The following is a 24825-nucleotide window of genomic DNA, read 5'->3' on the forward strand; positions in this document are numbered from 1 at the left end:
TAAAGTGCTGACGCCCGGGGGAATAGTATGTGAGAGAGACTACAGGCTCGAGCCATACCCCCAGGCAAGCATGCACTTTACAAAATCATTATAGTTTAGGACATTTATGTCCCAGACAGTTCAATCAAAATCATATTGAGTTTAATCATTCTCCGGTATAATTTCATCATCTTTAAATTCATATGGTCCTGAATCATCTTGATAATATTTGTTATATCGGCGTTTAAATAAAGTAAAGATGTGTGTTACACCAACTTTAATAATAGCGTAAGCTGGAATACCAAGTATCACACCTAATACACCTGCTAAATTTCCTGCACATAATAATACGAAAATAATTGTTAAAGGATGTATTTGCATTGTTTTCCCCATAATATTAGGTGAAATAAAATGTCCTTCTAAAAATTGAACGGCTGCCCATACAATAGCAAGCTTTAACAGCATAAATGGTGAATCAATTGCTGCTAGTACGATTGCAGGCGATATCGCTATAATAGGACCTAAATAAGGTACAACGCTTGTGACTGCAGCAATACTTGCTAATGTTAATCCATATTCTAATCCTATAATGGAATAACCAATGAATAATAATACCCCAATACAGAAAGCAACAATCATTTGACCTTGAATATATGAACCTACTTGAACATTCATTTTATCAATTAAATCATGTGTATCTTTTCTAAATTTTGGTGGCATTAAACTTATAAAATAGTTTCTAAACTTTTCACCGTCTTTAAGCAAGAAGAATAATACAAACGGGAAAGTAATAATGATCACAACTACATGTGTAATTGTAGAAATAAATGTTTGAAACTTATTACTGAAGTCTCCTACTGAATTAGATATCTTTTTAGGTATATCACTAAAGTTTTGTTGTACCCAGTTTTGAGCTTGCGTATAATAATCAGCTACAAAAGAATTTTTAGAAAGCATTTTAATTTTGTCACTAAACTCATTAACGTATGTTGGTAAATTTTTTGAAAGACTGGTTACTTGGTGTTGTACGACAGGTATCAATAAAGTCACAACAAGTGTAAATGCTGCGATAATGGCAAGTAGTAATATGATGATACCCCATAATCTTGAAATATTAAATCTTTCCATAAAATTAATAATTGGATTAAATAGATAAAACGCGACGAATGCAACAATAATTGGGCCAATTAAAGTTGTAATAATCGTTACTACGGGTTGAAAAATGAACGATACATTTTGGAATATAAAGATCATTAAGCCTATCAAGATCAATAATCCTAAAATAAAGTATATATCTCGTCCACCAAAAAAGTTCATAAATCTACTCTTATTATTGATAGATTTATTGGATTTTGGTTCTCTTTCCAAAAAAAGCCCTCCTCTAAAATATTTATAGTCTATTATACCCTAAACATATCAATTTAAAAACAAAAATTTACACCTTTAGTTTACATAATAAAATTATACTAATTAAAAAAATAAAATAGGAGATAAACATCTTATAGATGTATCTCCTATTTTAAAATGACTTTTATATTATTTAACAACTAATATTTTATCGCCTTGTTCAACTTTACCAGTAATTAAAGTTTCTAAAGTTGAATCATTTAAGTTTGTAACAACAATCGGTGTTACAGTATTATCAGCATGTTCTTTAATGAAGTCTAAATCAACTTTCATTAATGGTTGGCCTTTAACGATGTCTGTATCAGCTTCTGCTAAAATTTCAAAGCCTTTTCCTTCAAGTTTAACTGTTTCTAATCCGAAGTGAATTAATAATTCAACACCCTCATTAGACTCTAAGCCAATTGCATGTTTTGTAGGGAATGTCATTTTTAATTTACCATCAAACGGTGCAACGACTTCACCAGTTTCAGGAATAATTGCAATTCCATCACCCATCATTTTCTCAGAGAATACTTTATCAGGTACTTCAGAAATATTAATCACTTCACCTTTAATTGGTGAATAGATTGTAGCGCCACCTTCAGCTAGAATTGCAGCACTTTCCTCATCACCTTCTTCAGTAACAGTTGTTTCATTTGGTTTAGAAATTTCACCAGATATAATGCGTGCCATATCATGTTTGATTTGATCTGACTTAGGACCAAAAATAGCTTGAATATTATTACCGACTTCTAGCACACCTGAAGCACCTAAACTTTTCAGTTCATCTTTATTAACTTCAGATTTGTTTAACACTTCCACACGAAGTCTTGTAATACATGCATCTAAATGTTTAATGTTTTCTTTTCCACCCATAGCATCTAAAACATCAAAAGGTAATTCTGCTACTGAGCTATTGCGCGTTTTTGTTTCTTTATCTTCTCTACCCGGTGTTTTTAAATTGAATTTCTTAATAGCGAATGTAAATAAGAAGTAATAAACTAACGCATATACAATACCTACTGGAATTACTAATAATGCATTCGTACGATCCCAGTTTAATAATCCGTATAATATATAGTCAATAAATCCACCTGAGAACGTCATACCTATTTGAATGTGCAATAAGTGCATCACTAAGAATGATGTACCTGCTAAAACAACATGAATACCATAAAGTACTGGTGCTACGAATAAGAATGAGAATTCTAATGGTTCAGTTATACCAGTTAAGAATGATGTTAAACCTGCAGATAGCATTAAACCACCTACAATTTTTTTACGCTCTGGACGCGCTTGACGGTAAATCGCATATGCTGCTGCTGGTAAACCGAACATCATAAATGGATATTTACCTGTTGTAAATGCACCAGCTGTAAATGGCACGCCATCTTTAACTTGTGCCATAAAGATTCTTTGGTCACCACGAACTAATTCTCCAGCAGAGTTTACATAGTTACCAAACTCGAACCAGAATGGTGAATAGAATATATGATGTAATCCGAATGGGATTAAAGCACGTTCTATAATACCAAATATAAATGTCGTCAATGCTAAGTTTTTATCTAATAAGAATGTAGATAAATTATTTAAACCATCTTGTATTGGTGGCCAAGCAAATGAAAGTGCAATACCTGCCACAATCGCAATAACTGATGTAATAATTGGAACAAATCGTTTACCTGCAAAGAATCCTAAGAATGGTGGTAAACTGATATTATAATATCTGTTGTAGCACCATGCGGCAAGTGCCCCCATTATAATACCACCGAACACCCCTGTTTGAAGTGTTGGTATCCCTAACACTAATGCATTTGCAGGATCTTTAGCTGTTTGGCCTAATGTTTTAGCGCCTTCAGCATAACTATAAATATCATCAATCGAAATACCTTTAACAACACCCATAGTTGTATTCATAATTAAATAACCAACTAATGCTGCTAAAGCTGCAACGCCATCTCCTCCTGCTAAACCTAAAGCGGTACCGAGTGCGAATAGTAATGGTAAATTATCAAAAATAATTTGACCCGATGATTCCATAACTGATGCAACCATAACAATAACATCAGATTTTAACCAAGGTGCAATTTCAACGAACTGAGCATTCTGCATTGCATTCCCGAATGCAAGTAAAATACCGGCTGCTGGTAATATTGCAACTGGTAACATTAAAGCTTTACCAATACGTTGCAATTGACCAAAGAATTTCTTAAACATATTAAAACCCCTCCTATTTGTTTAACTTTATAAATTACGCCATGAAAAAAGGCATGAGCAAAGAAACTTACCTAAGTGGTAAAGTTTATTTGCTCATGCCTGATCGTATCAGTAACACGCAACTTATAAGTTATTATTGAAGTGTTGGATGTGCATTGTTAAATATGCCAATTCTGATTGATAAACTGGTTTCTTCAACTGTGTTTGCATCATCTTCACTATCTTTACGGATATATTATAACACACTGGATATTGCGCTTTCAATAGCATTTCAATATTAGTTGCGTCTGGAATTCGTTCATCAGCTAAAACTCTTTGAATTGCAAAGTGAAGGTGCCTAACAAAACGACTATAATTAATACTATCTTTATTTATATTAACTTCAAGGCCCTCTTCTATTATTATAATTGCTTTTTGTATAATTTCTTTTATGTTGTGAATATCGTGAAGTGAATGTTTTACTTCAGCTGAATGTATATGTAAAGCAATGAAACCAGCTTCCGATTCAATGAATTGTAAGTTTAGCTTTTCGTTTAATGCTTTAACAGCTTTTTCAGAAATTTGATATTCTCTTGGATATAGCAGCTCTGTTTCTTTTAAAAATGGATTATGAACATGAATGCCTTCTTTAACACGTTTGATTGCAAATAAAATATGATCAGTTAATGAAATTAACGTTTTTTCACTTACACTTCCACCTAACTGTTTATCAATACCATTTACAACTTCTAAAACGATCGTGAACACTTGTTCATTTGTACCATCTAATAATTGCTTATATTTGTTTTTATCATTTTCAGATTCAAGCAAATATACTTTTTCTATTAAATCCGTATTAATTTCTTCACCCTGTTTTTTACCAAAACTAATCCCCTTACCAACTAATATAACTTCTTTTTCATAATAGTTAGCAACTAACACATTATTGTTTAATGTTTTTTCTATAATGTATTTTCCCATATATTAAACCTCATTCTGAAGACCTATTACATATTATACAATTGATGATAATATAATGATAGATATATTTATATCAATAAAGTTAAGGACGTGCAAGCATATGAAGAACATAAATCCATATATATTTAGTATATTATCTGTCTTATTACTATCAATCATTTTTTATCCGAAACACCAAGCCCAAGCAGTAACTGAGGAAGCGTGGGATAATGCAGTCACTGTTTATGGTGCAGCTTTAGAAAACAATCCAACTGCTAAAGATACTACAGCAAATTTATTAGGCACTAAGAATAGTGACAAAACAACATACGTTAATGCTGATGACTTAAATAAATATTTAAACATGCAATCGTCAAATGATGTTTTGAAATCGAGTATCCGAATTACTAAAACATCAAAGGGAAGTGGACTCAATTTAAACATCAATCAAGATGCAGGTAAAATAACTAAAGTTACCGAAGATACTTACAAGAATGCGTTAATGACTGCTGGTATTAAAGATGCAGACGTTACAATAGCTTCTAGTGAAGATGTAACTGGAGAAAGTGCTTTAGCTGGGGTTTATAAAGCATTTGAAGCTCAAGGTGAATCCGTCGACTCAAATAGAACACAAGTTGCACAAGAAGAATTATCTACTATTAACCAAATATCAGATGAAAATAGTGGCCAAGAAGGTTTCTCACAATCACAGCTAAATAAAACAATAGCAGAATCTAAACAAGCAGTAGCAGAAAAAACGGGAAATGTTAATGTTAACGAAATCACTAATATTGTAAATCAAAAAATTGAAGACAACGGCTTAACGCAAGTTATTAGTCAAAATCAAATCAACATGATTGTAAATGTCATTGATAAAGCTCAGAAAGATGGCGTTTTTAGTGGTGAAAATGCAAAAGACTTTATTAATAACTCTAAAGATTATGTTAATGATATTGTTAAATCCGATGACTTTAAAGACGCTAAGAAAAAAGCAGAAGAACTAGGTCATAATATTAAAGATAAATTACAAGATGAAGGTTTCTGGGATAAAATTGTAAATGCGATTAAAGAAATATTCAATTCTATAGCAAATCTATTTAAATCATAAATAAAAGATCTCTTCATTAGTTTAGTCTAGTGAAGAGATCTTTTTATATTTTAAAATCTTACGATTTTGAAAGTGCATGCTAAATGTTGCAAGACTATCCAAACAAGTAACATTCAGATTTTGACCCAACTCAAAATAAATAGCAACTCATTTCACTGATTTATTCAGCTAGAAATGAGTTGCTATTTTTTATAATATATACGCTTTATTGATCTTTATGATCGGATTCGTCATTATTATTTTCAAAAGTATCTTTTTCAGGTTCTTCATACTTTGTATCATTTTCTGACGATTGATATTGTTTAGTTTTTTCAACTTCTTTAGTCTCTTTTTTATAAGGATTATCTCCCCATGCTTCTATGTTACTAAAGTTTGCGCTTAAATTCTCAATTTTAAATACAGGATTTAATTTACGTTTTCTTTGTGCTCTATAATCTTTTGTAACTTCAAACACAACAGTTGCTAGACCAAACAATGCAACAATATTAATAATTGCCATTAGCCCCATAAATAAATCTGCTGTATCCCATACTGTTTGAACTTGAACGACAGATCCAACAAATACCATACCTATAACTAAGATTCTAAAAATAAACATCACAATTTTATTCTTAGTTAAATATTCAATATTGGATTGTCCATAGTAATAGTTCCCAATAATTGAAGAAAATGCAAACATAAATACTGCGACTGTAAGGAATATACCGCCAAACTCACCTACATGTGTTGTAAGCGCCTGTTGCGTAACAGCAACACCTTGTTCTGCATCAGCACCAAATTGTAGATCAGTATAAAGTAATAACATGATAGCAGTTGCTGAACAAATAATCATTGTATCGAAAAATACACCTAACGATTGGATTAATCCTTGTTTAACAGGGTGACTGACTGCTGCAGTTGCTGCTGCGTTAGCTGCAGAACCCATACCTGCTTCATTTGAGAATAAACCACGCTTAATACCTTGCATGATCGCAAAGCCCATAGCGCCACCAAATGCTGGATGAAGACCGAAAGCACTTTTTACGATATTTTGTATCATTGGCCAAATTTGGTCTACATTCATTAACAAAATATAACCAACTAATATAATATATCCGATAGCCATAATTGGCACAATAAACGAAGATACTGTTGCAATACTTCTAACGCCACCAAATATAACCAATGCTGTAATAATGGCTAAAATAATACCAGTAATAACGTTTGAAAACTCATATTGTTCATTTAAAGAAGCTGCAATCGTATTAGATTGAACTGTATTAAATACAAAAGCAAATGTGACTGTAATCAGTATTGCGAATACAACCCCTAGCCATTTTTGCCCCAATCCACGTTCTATGTAATAAGCTGGTCCGCCTCTAAAACCGCCTTCTTTATCTTTAACTTTATATACTTGTGCTAAAGTTGCTTCAAAGAATGCACTTGCAGCACCAATAAATGCTATTACCCACATCCAAAATACTGCACCTGGACCACCTAAAACAATTGCTGTAGCTACACCAGCAATATTACCAGTACCTACACGTGAAGCAGCACTAATTGCAAATGCTTGGAATGAAGAAATACCTTTCCTACCATCTTCAAGTGTTTCAGCTTTTTCAAATATCACTCTAAACATCTCTGGCAACCATCTTAACTGTACAACTTTAGAACTAATTGTAAAGAATACACCAGCTAGTAATAGTAAGAAAATTAAGTTTTGAGTCCAAATTAAATCATTACCCCATTGCACAAAGTCATGAAACCAACTTGGGATATAACTATCAAAATTCTTCAAAGAAATCCCTCAATTCTAATTAATATAGTCATAAAAAAACGCTATCATGATTTTACCATGTGCAATTAATTATGACTATATATTTTTATTCTATTGCTTTTTCTTCAAAATAAGCATTTATAATTTGTCCGAAATCATTTTCATCAATAATAAACCTACCGTTAGTATATCGTTCACTATAATTAAAGTCTTTCGTGTTAACTTTTATACGATCTTTTTCTGATAAAATGACACACGTTTCTTGCTCTGAACTTGTTAGTGCTGTAATAATTGTATGTGACTTAGATTTTAATTCTTTTAATATCATTAAACCACGCTGAGCTCTTTTGGCAGGTACAAATTGATTAGCCTTCATTCTTTTCACAGAGCCACGATCTGTAATGATGAATACAAATTTATCATCTGGTAATGTTTCCGTCATAACGACACTGTCATTCTCTTTTAAGTTTATAGATTTAACGCCTGCTGCTTTTAAGCCAATATCAGACAATTCATCAGTATCATAAGTTAAACTCATACCATTTTTTGTAATAACTGTAATAAGTTCGTTTTCTGTAATTTTCAGAACAGATACAACCTCATCGTCGCCCTTAAGTTTAATTGCAACTAAAGGTTTTGTAATTCTAGAAGCTTTAAATTTATCATTTGTAGACTTTTTAATCATGCCATCTTTCGTAGCAATAATATAACTAGATGTTTGCTTGAAATCAGTTTCTTTATATACAGAAACAATTCTCTCATCATCACCTATCGGAATCATTTGAGAAATATGCTTCCCTAAATCTTTCCATTTTAAGTCAACAATCTCATGGACTGGGATAAATAAATAATTACCTTGTGAAGTGAATACGATTAATGTATCTTGTGTATTCATCTTTTCATGCATTAATAAGTAATCGCCATCTTTAAGCCCAACGTCTTCAACACCACTTGCGATATAACTTCTATTAGATGTGCGTTTAATATATCCGTCGTGTGTAACAGAAACAATCGTTTCTTCACTAGGTACAAGTATTTCTTTTTCTATTTTAATTTCAGTTATTTTTTCTTCTATTTCAGTTAATCGATCATCTGCAAATTCTTTACGAATCGCTCTTAATTCACTTTTAATAACTTTTAATAAAGAATTTTCATTTTGTAGAATATCTTTAAGTCTATCTATCGTTTTTTGTAATTCATCAAATTCTTTTTCAAGTGAAACAATATCTGTATTTGTTAATCTATATAATTGTAACATTACAATAGCTTCAGCTTGTTCTTCTGTAAATTCATATTTAGCGATTAAGTTCTCTTTAGCATCTCGTTTATTTTTCGATGCTCTTATCGTTTCTATTACTTTATCAAGAATAGATAAAGCTTTAATTAAACCTTCTACAATATGCATTCTCTTTTCAGCTTGTGACAATTCATATAGAGAACGTTTCGTCACAACTTCTTTTTGATGTGCAATATAACTTTCAAGAATTTGTTTTAACCCAAGTAATTCTGGGCGTCTATTATTTATCGCTACCATATTGAAATGATATAGAACTTGTAAGTCAGTATTTTTATATAAATAATTTAGTACACCTTCACTATTTATATCTTTCTTAAGTTCAATTGCTATTCTTAAACCGTTTCTATCTGTTTCATCTCGAACTTCAACGATACCTTCAATTTTTTTATCCGCTCTCAGTTCATCTATTTTTTTAACGAGCGAACCTTTGTTTACTTCAAAAGGCACTTCAGTGACAATAATCTGTTCGCGGCCACCTCTAATGGTTTCAATTTCAACTTTACTACGAACGACTATTTTACCTTTACCAGTTTGATATGCTTTTTTAATACCGTCTAAGCCTTGTATAATACCACCTGTAGGAAAGTCAGGACCTTTAATATGCCCGATCAATTCATCTATAGAAGTGGTAGGTTTATCGATTAATTTCAGTGTCGCATCAATCACTTCACCTAAATTATGTGGTGGAATATCTGTCGCATAACCTGCCGAAATCCCTGTCGAACCGTTGACTAATAAATTAGGATACCTAGCTGGTAATACCATTGGTTCCATTGCAGTGTCATCAAAGTTTTGTATATGTTCTACTGTCTCTTTATCTATATCTTGCAGAAGAACTTCAGCTAATTTACTTAATTTCGCTTCTGTATAACGCATAGCTGCTGGTGGATCATTATCGATACTCCCATTGTTACCATGCATTTCTATTAGTACATGTCTTAACTTCCAATCTTGACTCATACGAACCATCGCTTCATAAACTGATGAGTCACCGTGAGGATGGTAGTTACCAATTACATTACCGACAGTTTTAGCACTCTTTCTAAAATTTCTTTCAAATGTATTACCATCTTTATACATGGCAAATAAAATTCTACGTTGTACAGGCTTTAAACCGTCACGTACATCAGGAAGTGCGCGGTCTTGAATAATATATTTACTATATCTACCAAATCTATCACCTATAACATCTTCTAAAGGAAGGTTTTGAATTTGTTCAACCATTATTTAACTTCCCCCTCTAACGATTCTATTTCATCATCAAGTACTTGAATGTCTTCACTTTCAAGTATACTTTGATCTTCTTGCATACCGAATTGCACGTGTCTTTCAATCCATTCTCTACGAGGCTCAACTTTATCGCCCATTAACGTCGTGACTCTACGTTGTGAACGCACTTCATCATCAATACTCACTCTAATTAATGTTCTCGTTTCTGGATCCATCGTTGTTTCCCATAATTGGTCAGCATTCATTTCACCTAAACCTTTATAACGTTGTAGGGAGAATCCTTTTCCAATTTTTTTCATCAATTCATCTAAATCTTCATCCGTCCAAGCATACTCAACTTGTTTGCTTTTACCTTTACCTTTTTCTAATTTATATAAAGGTGGTAATGCAATATATACTTTTCCAGCTGCTAATAGCGGCCTCATATATTTAAAGAAGAAAGTTAGCAATAAGACTTGAATATGAGCACCATCTGTATCAGCATCAGTCATAATAATGACTTTATTGTAATTACTATCTTCAACATTAAAGTCAGCTCCAACGCCTGCTCCAATCGTATGAATGATCGTGTTAATCTCTTCATTTTTAAAGATATCATCTAGTTTAGCTTTTTCAGTGTTGATGACTTTACCTCTTAACGGTAAAATCGCTTGAAATTTACGGTCTCTACCTAATTTAGCTGAACCCCCTGCGGAATCACCCTCAACTAAATAAAGTTCGTTTTTTTCAGTGTTTTTACTTTGTGCTGGCGTTAATTTACCAGACAATAACGTTTCTTTACGTTTGTTTTTCTTACCATTTCTCGCCTCTTCACGCGCTTTTCTTGCAGCTTCACGAGCTTGAGAAGCTTTAACAGCTTTTTTAAGTAAAGATTTAGATAGCTGTCCCTTCTCTTCTAAATAGAAAGGTAGCTGGTCAGACATAACAGAATCTACTGCTGCACGAGCCTCATTTGTCCCGAGTTTAGATTTAGTTTGCCCTTCAAATTGTAATAAATCTTCAGGTATTCTCACAGAAATAATAGCTGTTAACCCTTCACGAATATCACTACCGTCTAAGTTTTTATCCTTTTGTTTAATCTCACCGATTTTACGAGCATACTCATTAAACACTCTTGTAAAGGCAGCTTTTAATGCTGTTTCATGTGTACCACCATCTTTAGTACGAACATTGTTAACAAAGCTTAAGATTGTTTCAGAATATTGATCATTAAATTGAAAACTGATATCAACTTCTATTTGATTTGACTCGCCAGTGAATAGCGCGACATCATGAAGTACATCTTTACCTTCATTTAAATATTTAACGAATTCTTTAATACCATCTTCATAATGATAAAAGACTTCTCTAGGCTCATCACTTCTTAAATCAGTTATTTTAATTTTCAAAGCTTTTAATAAGAAAGCAGATTCTTGTAATCTCTCACATAACGTCTCAAAATTATAATGAGTAGAAGTTTTAAAGATTTTAGAATCCGGTTTAAAATGAACAGTTGTACCCGTTTTACGTGTTTTCCCCTTTTTTTCTAATGTTGTAACTGGTGTACCGCCGTCTTTAAATTTTTGTTTGTAAATATAACCATCTCTATATATTGTTACTTCCAACCATTCACTTAAGGCGTTGACAACTGATGCACCTACACCATGCAATCCTCCAGCTGTTTTATAGCCACCTTGGCCAAATTTCCCGCCTGCATGAAGTACTGTGAAAATAACTTCAGGTGTTGGTTTTCCAGTTTTATGTAATCCTGTTGGCATCCCTCTCCCATTATCAGAAACAGAAATACTATCATCTTTATGAATTGTCACTTCGATTTCAGTTCCAAATCCATTTAAAATTTCATCAACAGAATTATCTACTATTTCATATACTAAATGGTGAAGTCCGCGAACATCTGTTGAACCAATATACATTCCGGGTCTTTTTCTTACTGCTTCTAACCCTTCCAGTACTTGTATTGAATCTTCACCATATTGAACTTTTGCTTCTTTATTCAATATTTCTCCTCCTACAAACGTACGTTCGTTTTTTTAACTATACATTAGTTATTTTGTTATAAATCCCTAGAAAATGCAAGCCCTATCCATAATAGTAGTACAATTTCACTTTACATTGTGACCACTTTAGCATATTTTTAAATAGTAACCGATATTGAGTTATGGTAAACTATTAGTACCTGCTATCAAAGGAGTGTTTCAATAATGACATTTGTTGTTATTATACTTAGCTACTTATTTGGATGTTTCCCAAGTGGCCTTGTGTTAGGTAAATTATTTTATAAAAAAGATATTCGACAATTTGGAAGTGGCAATTTAGGTGCCACAAATACATTTAGAGTACTAGGTAAAAAAGCTGGGTTTATTGTGATGTTCCTAGATATATTCAAGGGTTTCATTGTAGTTTTCTTCCCATTATGGTTTAATGTAGATATTCCTAGTATATTCGTAGGTATTTGTGCAGTTATCGGACATGTATTTCCAATCTTCTTGAAATTTAAAGGCGGCAAAGCAGTTGCTACTAGCGCTGGCGCCGTTCTCGGTGTACATCCGGTATTGCTTATCGTACTAGCTATTGTATTCATTATTATTTTGTATTCAACAAAATATGTATCATTATCTAGTATGATTGCGGGTATAGGTTGTGTAATCGGTGCTATTATCATTGGCGATTTACCATTTTTAATCGTATCCATCGCCATAATGTTAATTCTACTCGTTAGACATCAATCAAATATCGTAAGGATATTTAAAGGAAATGAACCCAAAATTAAATGGATGTAAAGGAGAATGCACTATGAATTTAGAAATTACTGAAAAAGCTATTGAATGGTTTAAAAATGAATTAGAATTCCATGACGATCAAGCATTACGAATTTTCGTTCGCTATGGTGGTGAATTTCAATTAAAACAAGGCTTTTCGCCAGCTTTCACTGTGGATCCTTTAAGTGCTTCCGAAATAGGTTTTAAAGATGTTAAAAATGACATTCCGTTCTTTATTGATGAAAAAGATTTATGGTATTTTGAAGGTAATGATTTAGTAATTGATTTAAACGATAATGGAGAAATTAAATATGAAGTTAAAACTTCAAAATAAACTATAAAAAGCAGATGTATTTCGTTTATCAAGCGAAATACATCTGCTTATTTTTATAGTTTACGATCAATACCTTGTTCAGTTTCTTCATGAATTTTTAAATATGCTTCATGCCATTCAGGAAAACTTTTATCTAATCTAATTGGTCTGTTTGATCCTTTTTTCAAGCAAACATGTGTCGTAGTGCCTGTAGAAACTATTTCTCTATTTTCATTCAATATTTCATATGAATATATCGACCTAATTGGTGAGTAATGAGAAATCCACGTTTTGATGATCACTTTTTCAGGATACGTAATAGATTGTTTATATTTAATATTCAAATCCACTACAGGAGAAATAATGCCTGCCTTCTCCATATCTGCATAACTAAATCCAGCTTTATAAATGTAGTCTGTTCGTGCAACTTCTAGCCAAATTGCATAATTGGCATGATAAACAACACCCATTTTATCTGTTTCTGCGTACCTTACATCTATTGGTGTTTCACTATATATCATTCTTCAATCCCTCTTTCTAAATTCCTTATCTTAATCATACCACAAATAGAAAAGAGTCTGGAACATTAATGTCCCAGACTCTTAATATATTAAGCTAATTTATTTCTTAAAACCATTTGTAGAATACCACCGTGTCTGTAGTAATCAATTTCAACTTCAGAATCGAATCGAGCTAATGCTTCGAATTCAGTTACTTTACCATCTTCACTAGTTGCAGTAACTTTTAGAATGTCACGAGGTTTAACACCTTCATGAATGTCTACTGAAATTGCTTCTCTACCAGTCAATCCTAAGCTATCAGCTGAATCACCTTTTTTAAATTGTAAAGGTAATACACCCATCATAACAAGGTTTGAACGGTGAATACGTTCATAACTTTGAGCTATAACTGTTTTAACACCTAAAAGGTTAGTACCTTTAGCAGCCCAGTCACGAGATGATCCCATACCATAGTCATTACCAGCTAATACACATAAGCCGATGCCATTTTCTTGATATTTCATTGAAGCATCAAATATAGGCATTACTTCTTCAGTTGGCCAATATGTTGTATATCCACCTTCAGTACCTGGCGCTAATTGGTTCTTAATACGAATGTTAGCAAATGTACCTCTCATCATTACTTCGTGGTTACCACGACGAGAACCGTATGAGTTAAAGTCTCTAATCGCAACACCATTTTCTTGTAAGTACTTACCAGCTGGTGTATCTTTACCAATTGCACCGGCAGGAGAAATATGGTCAGTTGTAACTGAGTCTCCAAATTTACCCATTACACGTAAGTTATTTAAAGGTTGGATATCTGCTGGTACTGTAGATAAGCCTTCAAAGAAAGTAGGATTTTGGATATAAGTTGAAGTTGGATCAAAGTCATATAACGGTTGATCTGTTGTTTCAATTGAGTTCCAAACTTCGTTAGATTCAAATACTGAATCGTATTCTGTTTTAAATAATTCAGGTGTTACGACAGAAAGAACTGTATCTTTAACTTCTTGAATTGATGGCCAGATGTCTTTTAAGTACACATCTTCACCATTTGCATCTTTACCTAACGGATCCTTTTGTAAATCAACATTCATTGTTCCAGCTAACGCGTATGCTACTACTAATTGTGGTGAAGCTAAGTAGTTTGCTTTAACTAGTGGGTGAATACGACCTTCAAAGTTACGGTTACCTGATAATACAGAAGTAACAAGTAAATCTTCGTCTGCTATAGCTTTTTCAATTTCTGGTAATAAAGGACCAGAGTTACCGATACAAGTTGTACAACCATAACCAACTAAGTTAAATCCAAGTTCGTCTAGATATTCTTGTAATCCAGCATCTCTTAAATAACCTGTAACAACTTTAGAACCAGGCGCTAATGATGTTTTAACGTAATCAGGTACTTTTAATCCTTTTTCAATAGCTTTTTTCGCTACTAATCCAGCACCTAACATAACATATGGATTTGAAGTATTCGTACAAGACGTGATAGCTGCAATTGCAATATCACCTGTAGTCATTGATGTCTTCCTACCATCTGCTAATTCAATATCAACTGTTTTGTCAAATTCTGATTTATCAAATCCATGACCTTGGTTACCAGCAGGAGCCGTAACTGAGTCAACAAATGATTCTTTCATATTGCTTAATTTAATTAAGTCTTGTGGACGTTTAGGTCCTGATAATGAAGCTTCTACAGTAGATAAATCTAAATCTACAACATCAGTATATGTTGGTTCTACTTTTTCAGCTTTGAAGAACATGTTGTTTTCTTTTAAATATTTTTCTACAACTTGTACTTGTTCTTCACTACGACCTGTTAAGCGTAAATAACTTAATGATTCTTCGTCTACTGGGAAGAATCCACAAGTTGCACCATATTCAGGTGCCATGTTAGCAATTGTAGCTCTATCAGCTAATGGTAACTTTTCAACGCCAGGGCCAAAGAATTCTACAAATTTACCAACAACGCCTTTTTTACGTAACTCTTCAGTCACACGTAAAGCTAAGTCAGTAGCTGTTGTACCTTGAGGTAATTCGTTCGTTAATTTAACACCGATTACTTCAGGAACTGGGAAGTATGAAGGTTGACCTAACATACCAGCTTCGGCTTCAATACCACCGACACCCCAACCAAGTACGCCAATACCATTAATCATAGTAGTATGAGAGTCAGTACCTACTAGCGTATCTGGGTATGTTACAAGTTCGTTTTCTTCTTCTCTAATGTGAACAACGCTTGCTAAGTATTCCAAGTTAACTTGGTGAACAATACCAGTAGCTGGTGGTACAGCACGGTAGTTGTCGAACGATTTAGTTGCCCAGTTTAAAAACTGATAACGTTCAATATTACGTTCAAATTCTAGCTTCATGTTCATTTCTAATGAATTCGGTAATGCATAGCTATCTACTTGTACAGAGTGGTCAATAACTAAATCAACAGGCACTTCTGGGTTGATTTTAGAAACATCTCCGCCTACATCATCCATTGCTTTACGTAATGAAGCTAAGTCAACTACTGCAGGTACACCCGTGAAATCTTGTAGGATAACACGTGATGGTTTAAATGGTACTTCTGCATTTTCACCGTTAGATTTACCCCATTTTGCTAAATTCATGATGTGTTCTTCTTTAATCACACGACCGTCAAATTGTCTTAATACCGATTCTAATAATACACGTATAGAATATGGTAGTTTGTCCACATTAGATAAACCTAATTCATCTAACGTATTCAAGCTATAAAACGTGTAAGTTTTGCCATTCAATTCAAAAGACTTTTTAGATTGTTCTTTTAAACTTGAGCTCATTTTTGTTCCCCCTTTAAAATTGTGCAAGTTAATGCTTCATATATAATTGTATAATCAATACTTTAGTAAAACAATACATTACTCTTAAAAATAAGTATATTTATCATTCAAGTTTATGATACGGAACCATAAGTTTTACTTATGTATATTCAGTTATTCATAATAATTAGTTATTAATTGATAACTATTATCAACTAAAGGACTAAAATCTTTCGGGAAAAGTGAAACCATATACAAAAAAATTGAGGTTGAGACAATTATTTTGTCTCAACCTCAATATATCATGCTTTAATTTAAAAGATGCTTATTAATTTAATCTTCCATTTCTCTCTCTAAACGTCTTTGTTCTTTGAGTTCTTGTTCATAATCACGTTTAGATTTTTCTACGTATTCTTTCATACGATGTTTATTTGGTGTAATGGATAAACCAAGATATTTTCTTTCTTGGTTAGCATCTTTATAAAACGCAATTATCATTAATATGATAATAAAACTAAATGGGAATGCCGATATGATCGCTGCAGATTGTAAAGCACCTAGTCCGGCATTACCGCCTGATAGTAACAATACAAATGCAATCAATGACTGAGCTATACCCCATATGACTTTTACCATAACTGATGGATTTAATGAACCGTGAGTCGTTTGCATTCCAAGTACAAATGTAGCTGAATCAGCAGATGTAACAAAGAATATACAAACTAACGCTAATGCTAATATAGATAAAGCTGTACCCATTGGCATTTCATTAAATACACCAAACAACTGAGTTTCTGTTGACATTTTAAATACTTCTGGTACTTTTTTACCGACTTCGATACCTGTAACGCCAAATACACTAAACCAAATAAAACTAATGATTGTAGGTACAAGCATAACGCCTAAAATAAATTCACGAATAGAACGTCCTCTAGATACTCGTGCGATAAATATACCTACGAATGGACTCCAACTCATCCACCAACCCCAATAGTAAAGGGTCCAAGTATTTAGCCATTTATTTTTTTGCTCATTTAATGGTGCAACATCAAAACTATTAAATAAGAAACCGTCAAACAGTGCACCTGTTGATGATGTAAACATATTTAAGATTAAAATTGTTGGACCTAAAATTAAAGTAACAACTAATAATATTGAAGCTAAAACTAGATTTGTATTACTTAAATATTGAATACCTTTACTCAAACCACTCCAAGCACTAGCTAGGAATAGTATAGTAACAATAATAATAATAATCCCTTGTACAACAATGTTATTTGGAACACCAAATAAGTATTCTAAACCACCATTGATTTGTAAAGCACCCATACCTAATGAAACTGCAACCCCTACTACTGTTGCAAATACAGATAATACATCAATGATCGTACCTATCGGGCCATCAACTTTATTTCCTAATAATGGTCTTAAAGTTTTAGATAATAAGCCTGGTTCACCTTTTCTAAATTGTGCATAAGCAAGTGCTAATGCTACAACTCCATAAATGCCCCAAGCATGGAAGCCCCAATGTAAGAAAGTAGAACGCATTGATTCAGTCATTGCTTCTCTTGTTTCTGGATCAGCAGTTGGAGGTGATAGATAATGAGACATCGGTTCAGCTGCTCCATAAAAGACCAAACCTATACCCATTCCAGCACTAAATAACATCGCAAACCATGAAACTGTATTGAATTCTGGTTTATCCTGTGGTCTACCAAGTTTCAACTTACCAATTGGGCTGAATATGATAAATATACAGAAAAATACCATACCAATAGTAATAATCATGTAGTACCAACCAAAATATGTAGAAATCCAACTACTAATGTCGCTTGTTACATCGCCAAACTGTGTTGGAAAAATAGCTCCAATTGCCACAATAATACCTATAACAATTGCAGATGCCGTAAAAACATTCGATAGTTTCCTACCATTTGGTTGCATTGGCATATTAGACATTTTCATTCTCCTCTCAAATTTATAAACTTGTATTTATGTATTCCCGTTTTGACTGTTCATAATCCTATTAATTTTAAAAGTCAATATAAAACAGCAACATGCAATACTTTAACAAATAATAGGAATAAAATCAAATTGACTATTTCAATTTTTAGTAGTTTAATGTATGATAATGTCGACAAGGAGGTGTTTAATATGTCATTATTAAAAGAATTTAAAGACTTTGCGTTGCAAGGTAACGTTTTAGATTTAGCAATCGCCGTTGTTATTGGTGCTGCCTTTAACAAAATTGTTACATCATTAGTTGAAAACGTCATTATGCCACTTATTGGTTTAATATTCGGAGAAGTTGACTTTGCTGAAAAATGGTCACTTATGGGTATTAAGTATGGTTTATTCATACAATCTATTATCGACTTCATAATAGTTGCCTTCGCTTTATTCATCTTTATCAAAATTGCAAATACTGTAATGAAAAAAGGTGAAGTTGAAGAAGAAGTTGACGAGCAAACTGTATTACTTACAGAAATCCGCGATACTTTACGTGAAAAGTAAGTTTTACATATTAGTAAATAAAAAGCACCCATTAATCGCCTTAAGACGGTTAATGGGTGCTTTTTATTGTGGATGTTTATACTAATCTTCAATTGGTCCTTCTTCTACTAACGTTTTCACATCTGCCACAATTTCTGATTTTGGAAACTTTTTATCTCCCGCGTCTTGACCGCTATACGACTTAACAATCTTACCGTTTTGATCAATTAAATAGAAGCTTGTACCATGCGTAACTTGTGTGCTACCTTTTGGCGGCGGTGCTACTATTGACTTAAAGTTATCTTCTGCATATTGCTTAATAAACTTGAAATCGTAATTTGTAAGCAATGTCCATTTATTTGGAGGCACATTGTATTGCTTAACATAGTCTTTCAATTTCTTAGGTGTATCATTTTTAGGATCAACGCTAAAACTTATAACGCTATAATCCTTCACACCATCTTTTTCTAACTCGTCTATTACCGTGCTCATGTTATAAGTCATGGGTGGACAAACTGTCTCACAGTTTGTAAAGATAAAATCAGCTATATAAACTTTACCTTTCATGTCTTTCTGTGAAAACTTATCCCCATTTTGATCAGTAACATTAAAAGACTGCATTTTATTACCGAATTGACTATCTGGTTCAATCGCGTTATTGCTACACGCGCTTACGATTAACATAATGCCCGCAATTAAACTCAATAATATTCCCTTTTTCATCTCAACACTCCCATAACTCTGTTACTTAAAATATATCAAATAAAATTCTCTACTTAAATACGTATTTTAAGCTATTTATGTCTTTGATGTGTCAATCAGTTATAACTAAAAGATGTTGTGCTTAAAAATCCATTTTTATTAACATTTAAAATAGTCGGTATTCTCGTCTTCAATTCCGATACGTGTGAAATAATGCCAACTAAACGACCTGATATTTGTATGTTAACTAAAGTATCTAATGCTGTTTCTAAAGTTTCAGAGTCTAATGTACCAAATCCTTCATCAATAAACATCGATTCTAAATGTATCGCACCCGCTTCTTGCTGCACAACATCCGATAAGCCTATCGCTAAAGATAAAGAAGCTTGGAACGTTTCTCCACCTGACAACGAAGTAATATGCCTTGTTCTATTAGAAAAACGATCAAATACTTCTATCTCTAACCCACTCAGTCCTTGAGACTTTTCTTTTTTGCGCACAAGCTGATATCTATTATTCGTCATTCTAAGGAAATGTCTATTAGCATTATCTAAAATATGATTTAAATAATAAATAAGCACATAATTCTCTAAAGATAATTTCTGACTGTTTTTACCATTCATAATTCTTGATAGCTCAATCATTTCTGCTTGCTCTTGTAAATCATGCTCAATCTTATCTACTACACCTTTTATAGCAGTTGATTTTTGCTTGTTTTGATCTATTTTCAATTGAAGCTGATTCAACTGCTTAACAATGACCGATAACGTTTCTTTTGCATCATTCAATAAATGCTCAGTTTTCAAAGTATCTGGTCTTTCTTTATCCTTCACTTTTTTACCTAATTCTTTAACAACCGCTTCTACTTCTATATATTTTTTATCAAATTGGTTAATTTTTTCTTCATGTTCATCAATGTCATTAATTTGTTGTAACAACTCATCTAATTGTTCATAAGATGTAATTTGATGTTGTTCCATCTCTCTGCTTAAATAATCACGTGTTAATTTGATTTGTTCCTCTATCATCGATTTACGCTCTTTAACAGCAGCTGCTTTCATTTGAAGGCCTTGCTTATCTTCTTTGCACTTGTCCACTTGAACATTTAATTGATTTAACTCGTCATCATATACTGTTAATGCTTTTTCATATTGCTGTACTTGCTTCTCAAATTGTACGACCTCATCAAATTTTGTTTCTTGCTTAAAATAGATGACATCATTCTCATATATCGTTATTTGGTTTTTCAAATCATTCAGTTGCAATTCATTTTGCGTTAAACCTTTTTCAATGTCGTGAATTTGGTTTTGCAAAATTTGCTTATATTGTCTACGCTCTCTATATAGCTGAATCTCATTTACGAGTTGATTAATTTGTTCCGTCGTATTGTCTATTTCTGTTTGTACGTCTGAAATATCCATTAATTTGTCTAACTGTTCTTTCGTTAATTTCAATCTTTCGTTATAAGTTGTCATCTTATAAATAACACCTTGTAGGCTTTGCTCCACTTCTAATTGTTGAGCTTTCTCTTTTCTTAAACTTTCAAAATCATAATCTCCATTAATCGTTTCAATCATTGATCCACATATAGGACAATCATCACCTTGATGTACATGCTGTTGAATTTTTAAAATTTCATCTTCTACACTTAATATGTCAAACTGTCGCTTAACTTTTAGCTTTTCTTCAAAATGAGCTTTCTCTTTTTCCAGTTTAACGAGTTCACTTGTATATGCTTGCTGTTTTTCTAATAATTCAAGCTTTTCATGATACTGCTTTTGTTTAGTTTGAAGATCTTGCAAGTTGAGCTTTAACGTTTCTTGGTGTTTTGTCTTATTTTGTTCTTCAGACTCATCGTAACTGATAGCATTAAGTTTGTTTTTAAAAGTTTGTAATTCTTGTTTATCTTTATCTGTCTCTTTATTCAATGCTTGTTGTTCTTCTATAACTTTTGGAAGTTTAGTTTCCGCTTCTAGATACTTATTTAAAATCATTTTGATATGTTTAGTATTTTGCACAAATTGTCTATACTGTTCTATCTTCACACTATCCTCATTTAATTTTGAAAGACGCTCTGTTAATTCATTTAATTTCAACTTATTACGTTCTATACTTTGTTGTAGTTCCTCTTCATTCTTTATTTCGAGATTTAACGCCTGTTCTTTATCTGTTAATTGATTATATTGATATGTCATGCTTTGAACTGTTTTTAAATACTTTAAATGTTTTCTTAAATCATTGATTTCTGCTTCATCTTTTCTTAATGCTTTTAGTAACGCTTCTTTTTCATATAAAGTGTTAAAGTTTTCGTTTAATGTTTTTTCGTTTTCAAAAGCTTTCTCTATTTCACTAACTTGTTTTTCTTGTTTCTCTTTCTCTGCTAACGACACTTTTAACTTTTCATTACCCACTTTATCGTATAAATCTATTGAAAGCATGATTGTTTGATATCGATATCCTTCAATAGCCTTTATATCTTTGAGCTGTTCATCTTCAAAGTCGTGCATATCACTCATATATTGAGATATTTTTTGATAATGACTTTCTATTAGCGCTAATTCCTTCTTCATCTCTGATTCTAACTGCTCTTGTAATTCTTCAAACCTATCACTATCAAATAGCGTTCTAAGTATACTGCGCTTATCCGTGCTATTTGATACTAAAAATTGTTTGAACTCACCTTGTGGAAGAATAAGTATTTGTCTAAACTGCTTCACATTCATATGTAATAACTGCTTTAAGTAATCATTACTAGTATTAATAGACTTTGTCTCGAGTTCCCATTTGTCATTTACTTTCTTATATACTTCAACAGTAGCATTCGTAGGATTCTTATTGCCTTCTTTTATGTATTTTACCGTTCTCGTAACTAGATACGATTCGCCTTTAATCTCAAATTCAAACTGAACTTCTGTAGGTAACTTTGGATCTGCAAAGTGACTTCTCAAATCTACTTCTTCTCTGGACTCTGTAGATGTCTTACCGAACAATGCATATACCATCGCATCAAAAATCATCGTTTTACCTGATCCTGTCTTACCACATATTAAGAAAAGCTGGGATTTAGATAAATGTCTAAAATCAACTTTCTCATCAATAAACGGGCCAAAGTATTGCATATTTAATGATAAAGGTCTCATATTATTCAGTCGCTCCTTTATTCAGATGTTTTTCTAGCAGTTGAATGACTTTATCTTTCTTAATACCTTCTAATGTTTCTTCAGTCACATGATTATAGAAAGATTCAATAATTTCAAGATCACTTAATGTATGCACATCTACATCTATCTCATCATATGCTACTTCATAATCTTGTCTTGATATTTGTAGCGTATTAGGATAAATGTTTCTAATCTTCATTAGTGGATCCGTCACATGATCCATATCTGTTAACTTAAAATGAAAGTAGTCATCTTTATTTTTAATTTTAACTTCCTCATGTATAACATCCTCATAGCGCGCATTCACAACATTAAATGAACGTCTTGGTTCAAGAGGGATAAATGTTTGCTTAAATCCTTTTTTCTCGATATCAAATAATCGATAACCTTTTGCCTGATTTGCCTCAGAGAACGAATATTGCATTGGCGTTCCCGCGTAAAATATATAATCTGATTGAATTGCAAACGGGTGATGTAAATGCCCTAATAAGACCGCATCAAAAGCATTAAATGTATTTGCAGTAACTGTTTCAATTGTACCGATTGAAAGTGGTCTTTCAGAGTCTGATGATGCTCCACCTGCTACAAACAAATGTCCAATTAATATATTTGTTTCGTCTTTACTCATAACCTTCTCTATTTCACCAACAATATGTTCTGTCGCTTCTTGATGTGTATGGATGTCCTTAACCTCGAACACTTGTCTTACGTCAGCTGGTGTAAAATAAGGCATAACATATATATTGACGTCATTCATTTTAATAGGTTCCAATAATTGATCATAACTCGTCATGATTTTTAAACCTGTTTTTTCAAACCATTTTTCACCGTAATTAAGACGCTCTTTTCCGTCATGATTACCACTTATTGCGATGATTGGTGTATCAAGTTCTAAATTAATCATTGATAATGCATCTTCCAAAACAACCATCGCTTCTTTATTAGGATAGTGTAAGTCATATAAATCACCGCTAATTACAACAACATCTGGATTATGTTCTTTAATTGCATCAAATAATTGATTGAGTATAAATTTTTGGTCTTCTATTAATGATTGGCCATTAATCGTCTTACCGATGTGCCAATCAGCAGTATGTAATATTTTCATTATAATGCTCCTTTACAAATATTTGTTAGACAGGTTGAAATGCTTCATTTATACTTAATTTAAGGAGTGATTTCATTGAGTAACGCATTTATATTTTTTATAGTTTTATGGTGCATAGTATTTATTTCGTTACTTGCAATTGGTGGATTCTTTATGTTTCGTAAATTTTTAAAGCGCATGCCTAAAGATAACGGTATGAGTGAACTAGATTGGCAAGAATATTACATTCATAAGGCATTACCTTTATGGAATGACGAGGCGCGTAGTTTATTAAACGAATTAGTTTCACCGGTTCCTGATTTATTTAGAGATGTCGCTAAAGAAAAAATAGGTGGTCGAATATCTAAAATAGCTTTAGAAGAACATGCCACAACAATTGAACTCGATCATATTATGCGAGGTTATATAATAGCGACACCAAAAAGGGATCACAAATTTATGAAGAAAAAGCTAACAGAACTTAATATTGATTATACACCATATTTAAATTTGTTCGAATTAGCAGACGACGAAAAAAATAAATTTTCTATCTTTGATCATAGAGAAGAAATTTCCGAAGCAAAAACAACGCACACTCAATAGATGAGTTGTGCGTTGTTTTTAATTTACGATAGACATTTGGTCTTTTAACTTTTTATATTTTAAATACATAGCAATTCTCCACGGTACAATCATGCTAAATGCTAGCAAGAAAAACATACCTGCTAATTGACCTGGATCAATTGAATCACTTAAGAAGAATTTACCTACACTTCTGATGATTAATAAAGTAATCAAAATGACTGGAAACAGTTTAGATCGTTTCATGTATATTTTTGAATCTTTAATTTCAAAGTTCGAAGTAAAAATCAGAAACAATGAAAAGAATAACCCAACTAAAACGGCTTCTATAATTTCTCCACCATTTAATCTGAAATATGGCACCACATACATTAATGCACCTGTTGCCATAAAAAACGGCGGCAATACAATTTTTTTAGTATTAGTTGGATAATTTTGAGCTTTCATTCTAACAACAATAACTGCTAAACCCATTAAAGCAGCTATTACAAATGAAAAAAGCAAATACATATCTAAAACCC

Annotated in this window: 18 protein-coding genes; 5 read left to right on the forward strand and 13 right to left on the reverse strand. The window is 32.5% G+C overall.

What is annotated here, in order from left to right:
- Positions 1-141: 141 nt before the first annotated feature.
- The 3 genes from LQ598_RS02445 to glcT all read right to left on the reverse strand — a co-directional run bounded on the left by LQ598_RS02445 (position 142) and on the right by glcT (position 4542).
- Complete coding sequence (locus tag LQ598_RS02445; RefSeq protein WP_220453606.1) at positions 142-1296, reverse strand: AI-2E family transporter; 1155 nt, start codon at positions 1294-1296, stop codon at positions 142-144.
- Positions 1297-1515: 219 nt separating this feature from the next.
- Positions 1516-3582 (reverse strand): glucose-specific PTS transporter subunit IIBC, encoded by a 2067-nt coding sequence (ptsG, locus tag LQ598_RS02450; protein WP_016912983.1) that lies wholly within the window; start codon positions 3580-3582, stop codon positions 1516-1518.
- A 123-nt stretch (positions 3583-3705) separates the two neighbouring features.
- Positions 3706-4542 (reverse strand): glucose PTS transporter transcription antiterminator GlcT, encoded by an 837-nt coding sequence (gene glcT, locus LQ598_RS02455; protein WP_239745137.1) that lies wholly within the window; start codon positions 4540-4542, stop codon positions 3706-3708.
- 100 nt (positions 4543-4642) lie between these two features.
- Here glcT and LQ598_RS02460 point away from each other — a divergent pair, with 100 nt between their 5' ends.
- The gene (locus LQ598_RS02460) at positions 4643-5629 is read left to right on the forward strand and encodes a DUF1002 domain-containing protein (protein ID WP_107537304.1); all 987 of its coding nucleotides are present in this window, start codon (positions 4643-4645) and stop codon (positions 5627-5629) included.
- Positions 5630-5834: 205 nt separating this feature from the next.
- On the opposite strand, the gene alsT is transcribed toward LQ598_RS02460, so the two are convergent.
- The 3 genes from alsT to parE all read right to left on the reverse strand — a co-directional run bounded on the left by alsT (position 5835) and on the right by parE (position 11909).
- The gene (gene alsT / locus LQ598_RS02465) at positions 5835-7406 is read right to left on the reverse strand and encodes a glutamine transporter AlsT (RefSeq protein ID WP_016912513.1); all 1572 of its coding nucleotides are present in this window, start codon (positions 7404-7406) and stop codon (positions 5835-5837) included.
- A gap of 85 nt (positions 7407-7491) precedes the next feature.
- Positions 7492-9906 (reverse strand): DNA topoisomerase IV subunit A, encoded by a 2415-nt coding sequence (parC, locus tag LQ598_RS02470; protein WP_107559212.1) that lies wholly within the window; start codon positions 9904-9906, stop codon positions 7492-7494.
- Entirely contained in the window at positions 9906-11909 is a 2004-nt protein-coding gene (parE, locus tag LQ598_RS02475) for a DNA topoisomerase IV subunit B (RefSeq protein WP_103322470.1), read from the reverse strand. Before parE ends, parC begins: the two co-directional genes overlap by 1 nt.
- A 201-nt stretch (positions 11910-12110) precedes the next feature.
- On the opposite strand from parE, the gene plsY reads away from it, so the two are divergent.
- Positions 12111-12692, forward strand: a complete 582-nt coding sequence (plsY, locus tag LQ598_RS02480; RefSeq protein WP_232059961.1) for a glycerol-3-phosphate 1-O-acyltransferase PlsY — start codon at positions 12111-12113, stop codon at positions 12690-12692.
- A 13-nt stretch (positions 12693-12705) separates the two neighbouring features.
- Positions 12706-13005, forward strand: coding sequence for a HesB/YadR/YfhF family protein (locus LQ598_RS02485; protein WP_103322472.1), 300 nt, complete (start codon positions 12706-12708; stop codon positions 13003-13005).
- A gap of 53 nt (positions 13006-13058) precedes the next feature.
- Here the strand turns inward: LQ598_RS02485 and menI are convergent, their stop codons facing one another.
- The 3 genes from menI to LQ598_RS02500 form a co-directional block, all read right to left on the reverse strand.
- On the reverse strand, positions 13059-13505 hold the full coding sequence (menI, locus tag LQ598_RS02490; RefSeq protein ID WP_103322473.1) for a 1,4-dihydroxy-2-naphthoyl-CoA hydrolase MenI: 447 nt from the start codon (positions 13503-13505) through the stop codon (positions 13059-13061).
- 89 nt (positions 13506-13594) lie between these two features.
- Entirely contained in the window at positions 13595-16300 is a 2706-nt protein-coding gene (acnA, locus tag LQ598_RS02495; protein WP_239745138.1) for an aconitate hydratase AcnA, read from the reverse strand.
- A 312-nt stretch (positions 16301-16612) separates the two neighbouring features.
- Positions 16613-18238, reverse strand: coding sequence for a glycine betaine uptake BCCT transporter (locus LQ598_RS02500; protein WP_107536999.1), 1626 nt, complete (start codon positions 18236-18238; stop codon positions 16613-16615).
- A gap of 195 nt (positions 18239-18433) precedes the next feature.
- Here LQ598_RS02500 and mscL point away from each other — a divergent pair, with 195 nt between their 5' ends.
- Positions 18434-18793, forward strand: a complete 360-nt coding sequence (gene mscL / locus LQ598_RS02505) for a large conductance mechanosensitive channel protein MscL (protein ID WP_016911652.1) — start codon at positions 18434-18436, stop codon at positions 18791-18793.
- 81 nt (positions 18794-18874) lie between these two features.
- On the opposite strand, the gene LQ598_RS02510 is transcribed toward mscL, so the two are convergent.
- From LQ598_RS02510 to sbcD, 3 genes are all read right to left on the reverse strand, one after another.
- Entirely contained in the window at positions 18875-19495 is a 621-nt protein-coding gene (locus LQ598_RS02510; protein ID WP_103322475.1) for an SCO family protein, read from the reverse strand.
- A gap of 95 nt (positions 19496-19590) precedes the next feature.
- Positions 19591-22614, reverse strand: a complete 3024-nt coding sequence (gene sbcC / locus LQ598_RS02515; RefSeq protein WP_239745139.1) for an exonuclease subunit SbcC — start codon at positions 22612-22614, stop codon at positions 19591-19593.
- Position 22615: 1 nt separating this feature from the next.
- The gene (gene sbcD, locus LQ598_RS02520) at positions 22616-23743 is read right to left on the reverse strand and encodes an exonuclease subunit SbcD (RefSeq protein WP_107537250.1); all 1128 of its coding nucleotides are present in this window, start codon (positions 23741-23743) and stop codon (positions 22616-22618) included.
- Positions 23744-23812: 69 nt separating this feature from the next.
- Here sbcD and LQ598_RS02525 point away from each other — a divergent pair, with 69 nt between their 5' ends.
- Entirely contained in the window at positions 23813-24325 is a 513-nt protein-coding gene (locus LQ598_RS02525) for a DUF2621 family protein (protein WP_371868267.1), read from the forward strand.
- An 18-nt stretch (positions 24326-24343) separates the two neighbouring features.
- Here LQ598_RS02525 and LQ598_RS02530 read toward each other — a convergent pair whose 3' ends face one another.
- Positions 24344-24814, reverse strand: coding sequence for a CcdC family protein (locus tag LQ598_RS02530; protein WP_016911657.1), 471 nt, complete (start codon positions 24812-24814; stop codon positions 24344-24346).
- Between the last annotated feature and the right edge of the window lie 11 nt (positions 24815-24825).

The sequence above is a fragment of the Mammaliicoccus sp. F-M27 genome, assembly GCF_022387115.1.
GTDB lineage: Bacteria > Bacillota > Bacilli > Staphylococcales > Staphylococcaceae > Mammaliicoccus > Mammaliicoccus vitulinus.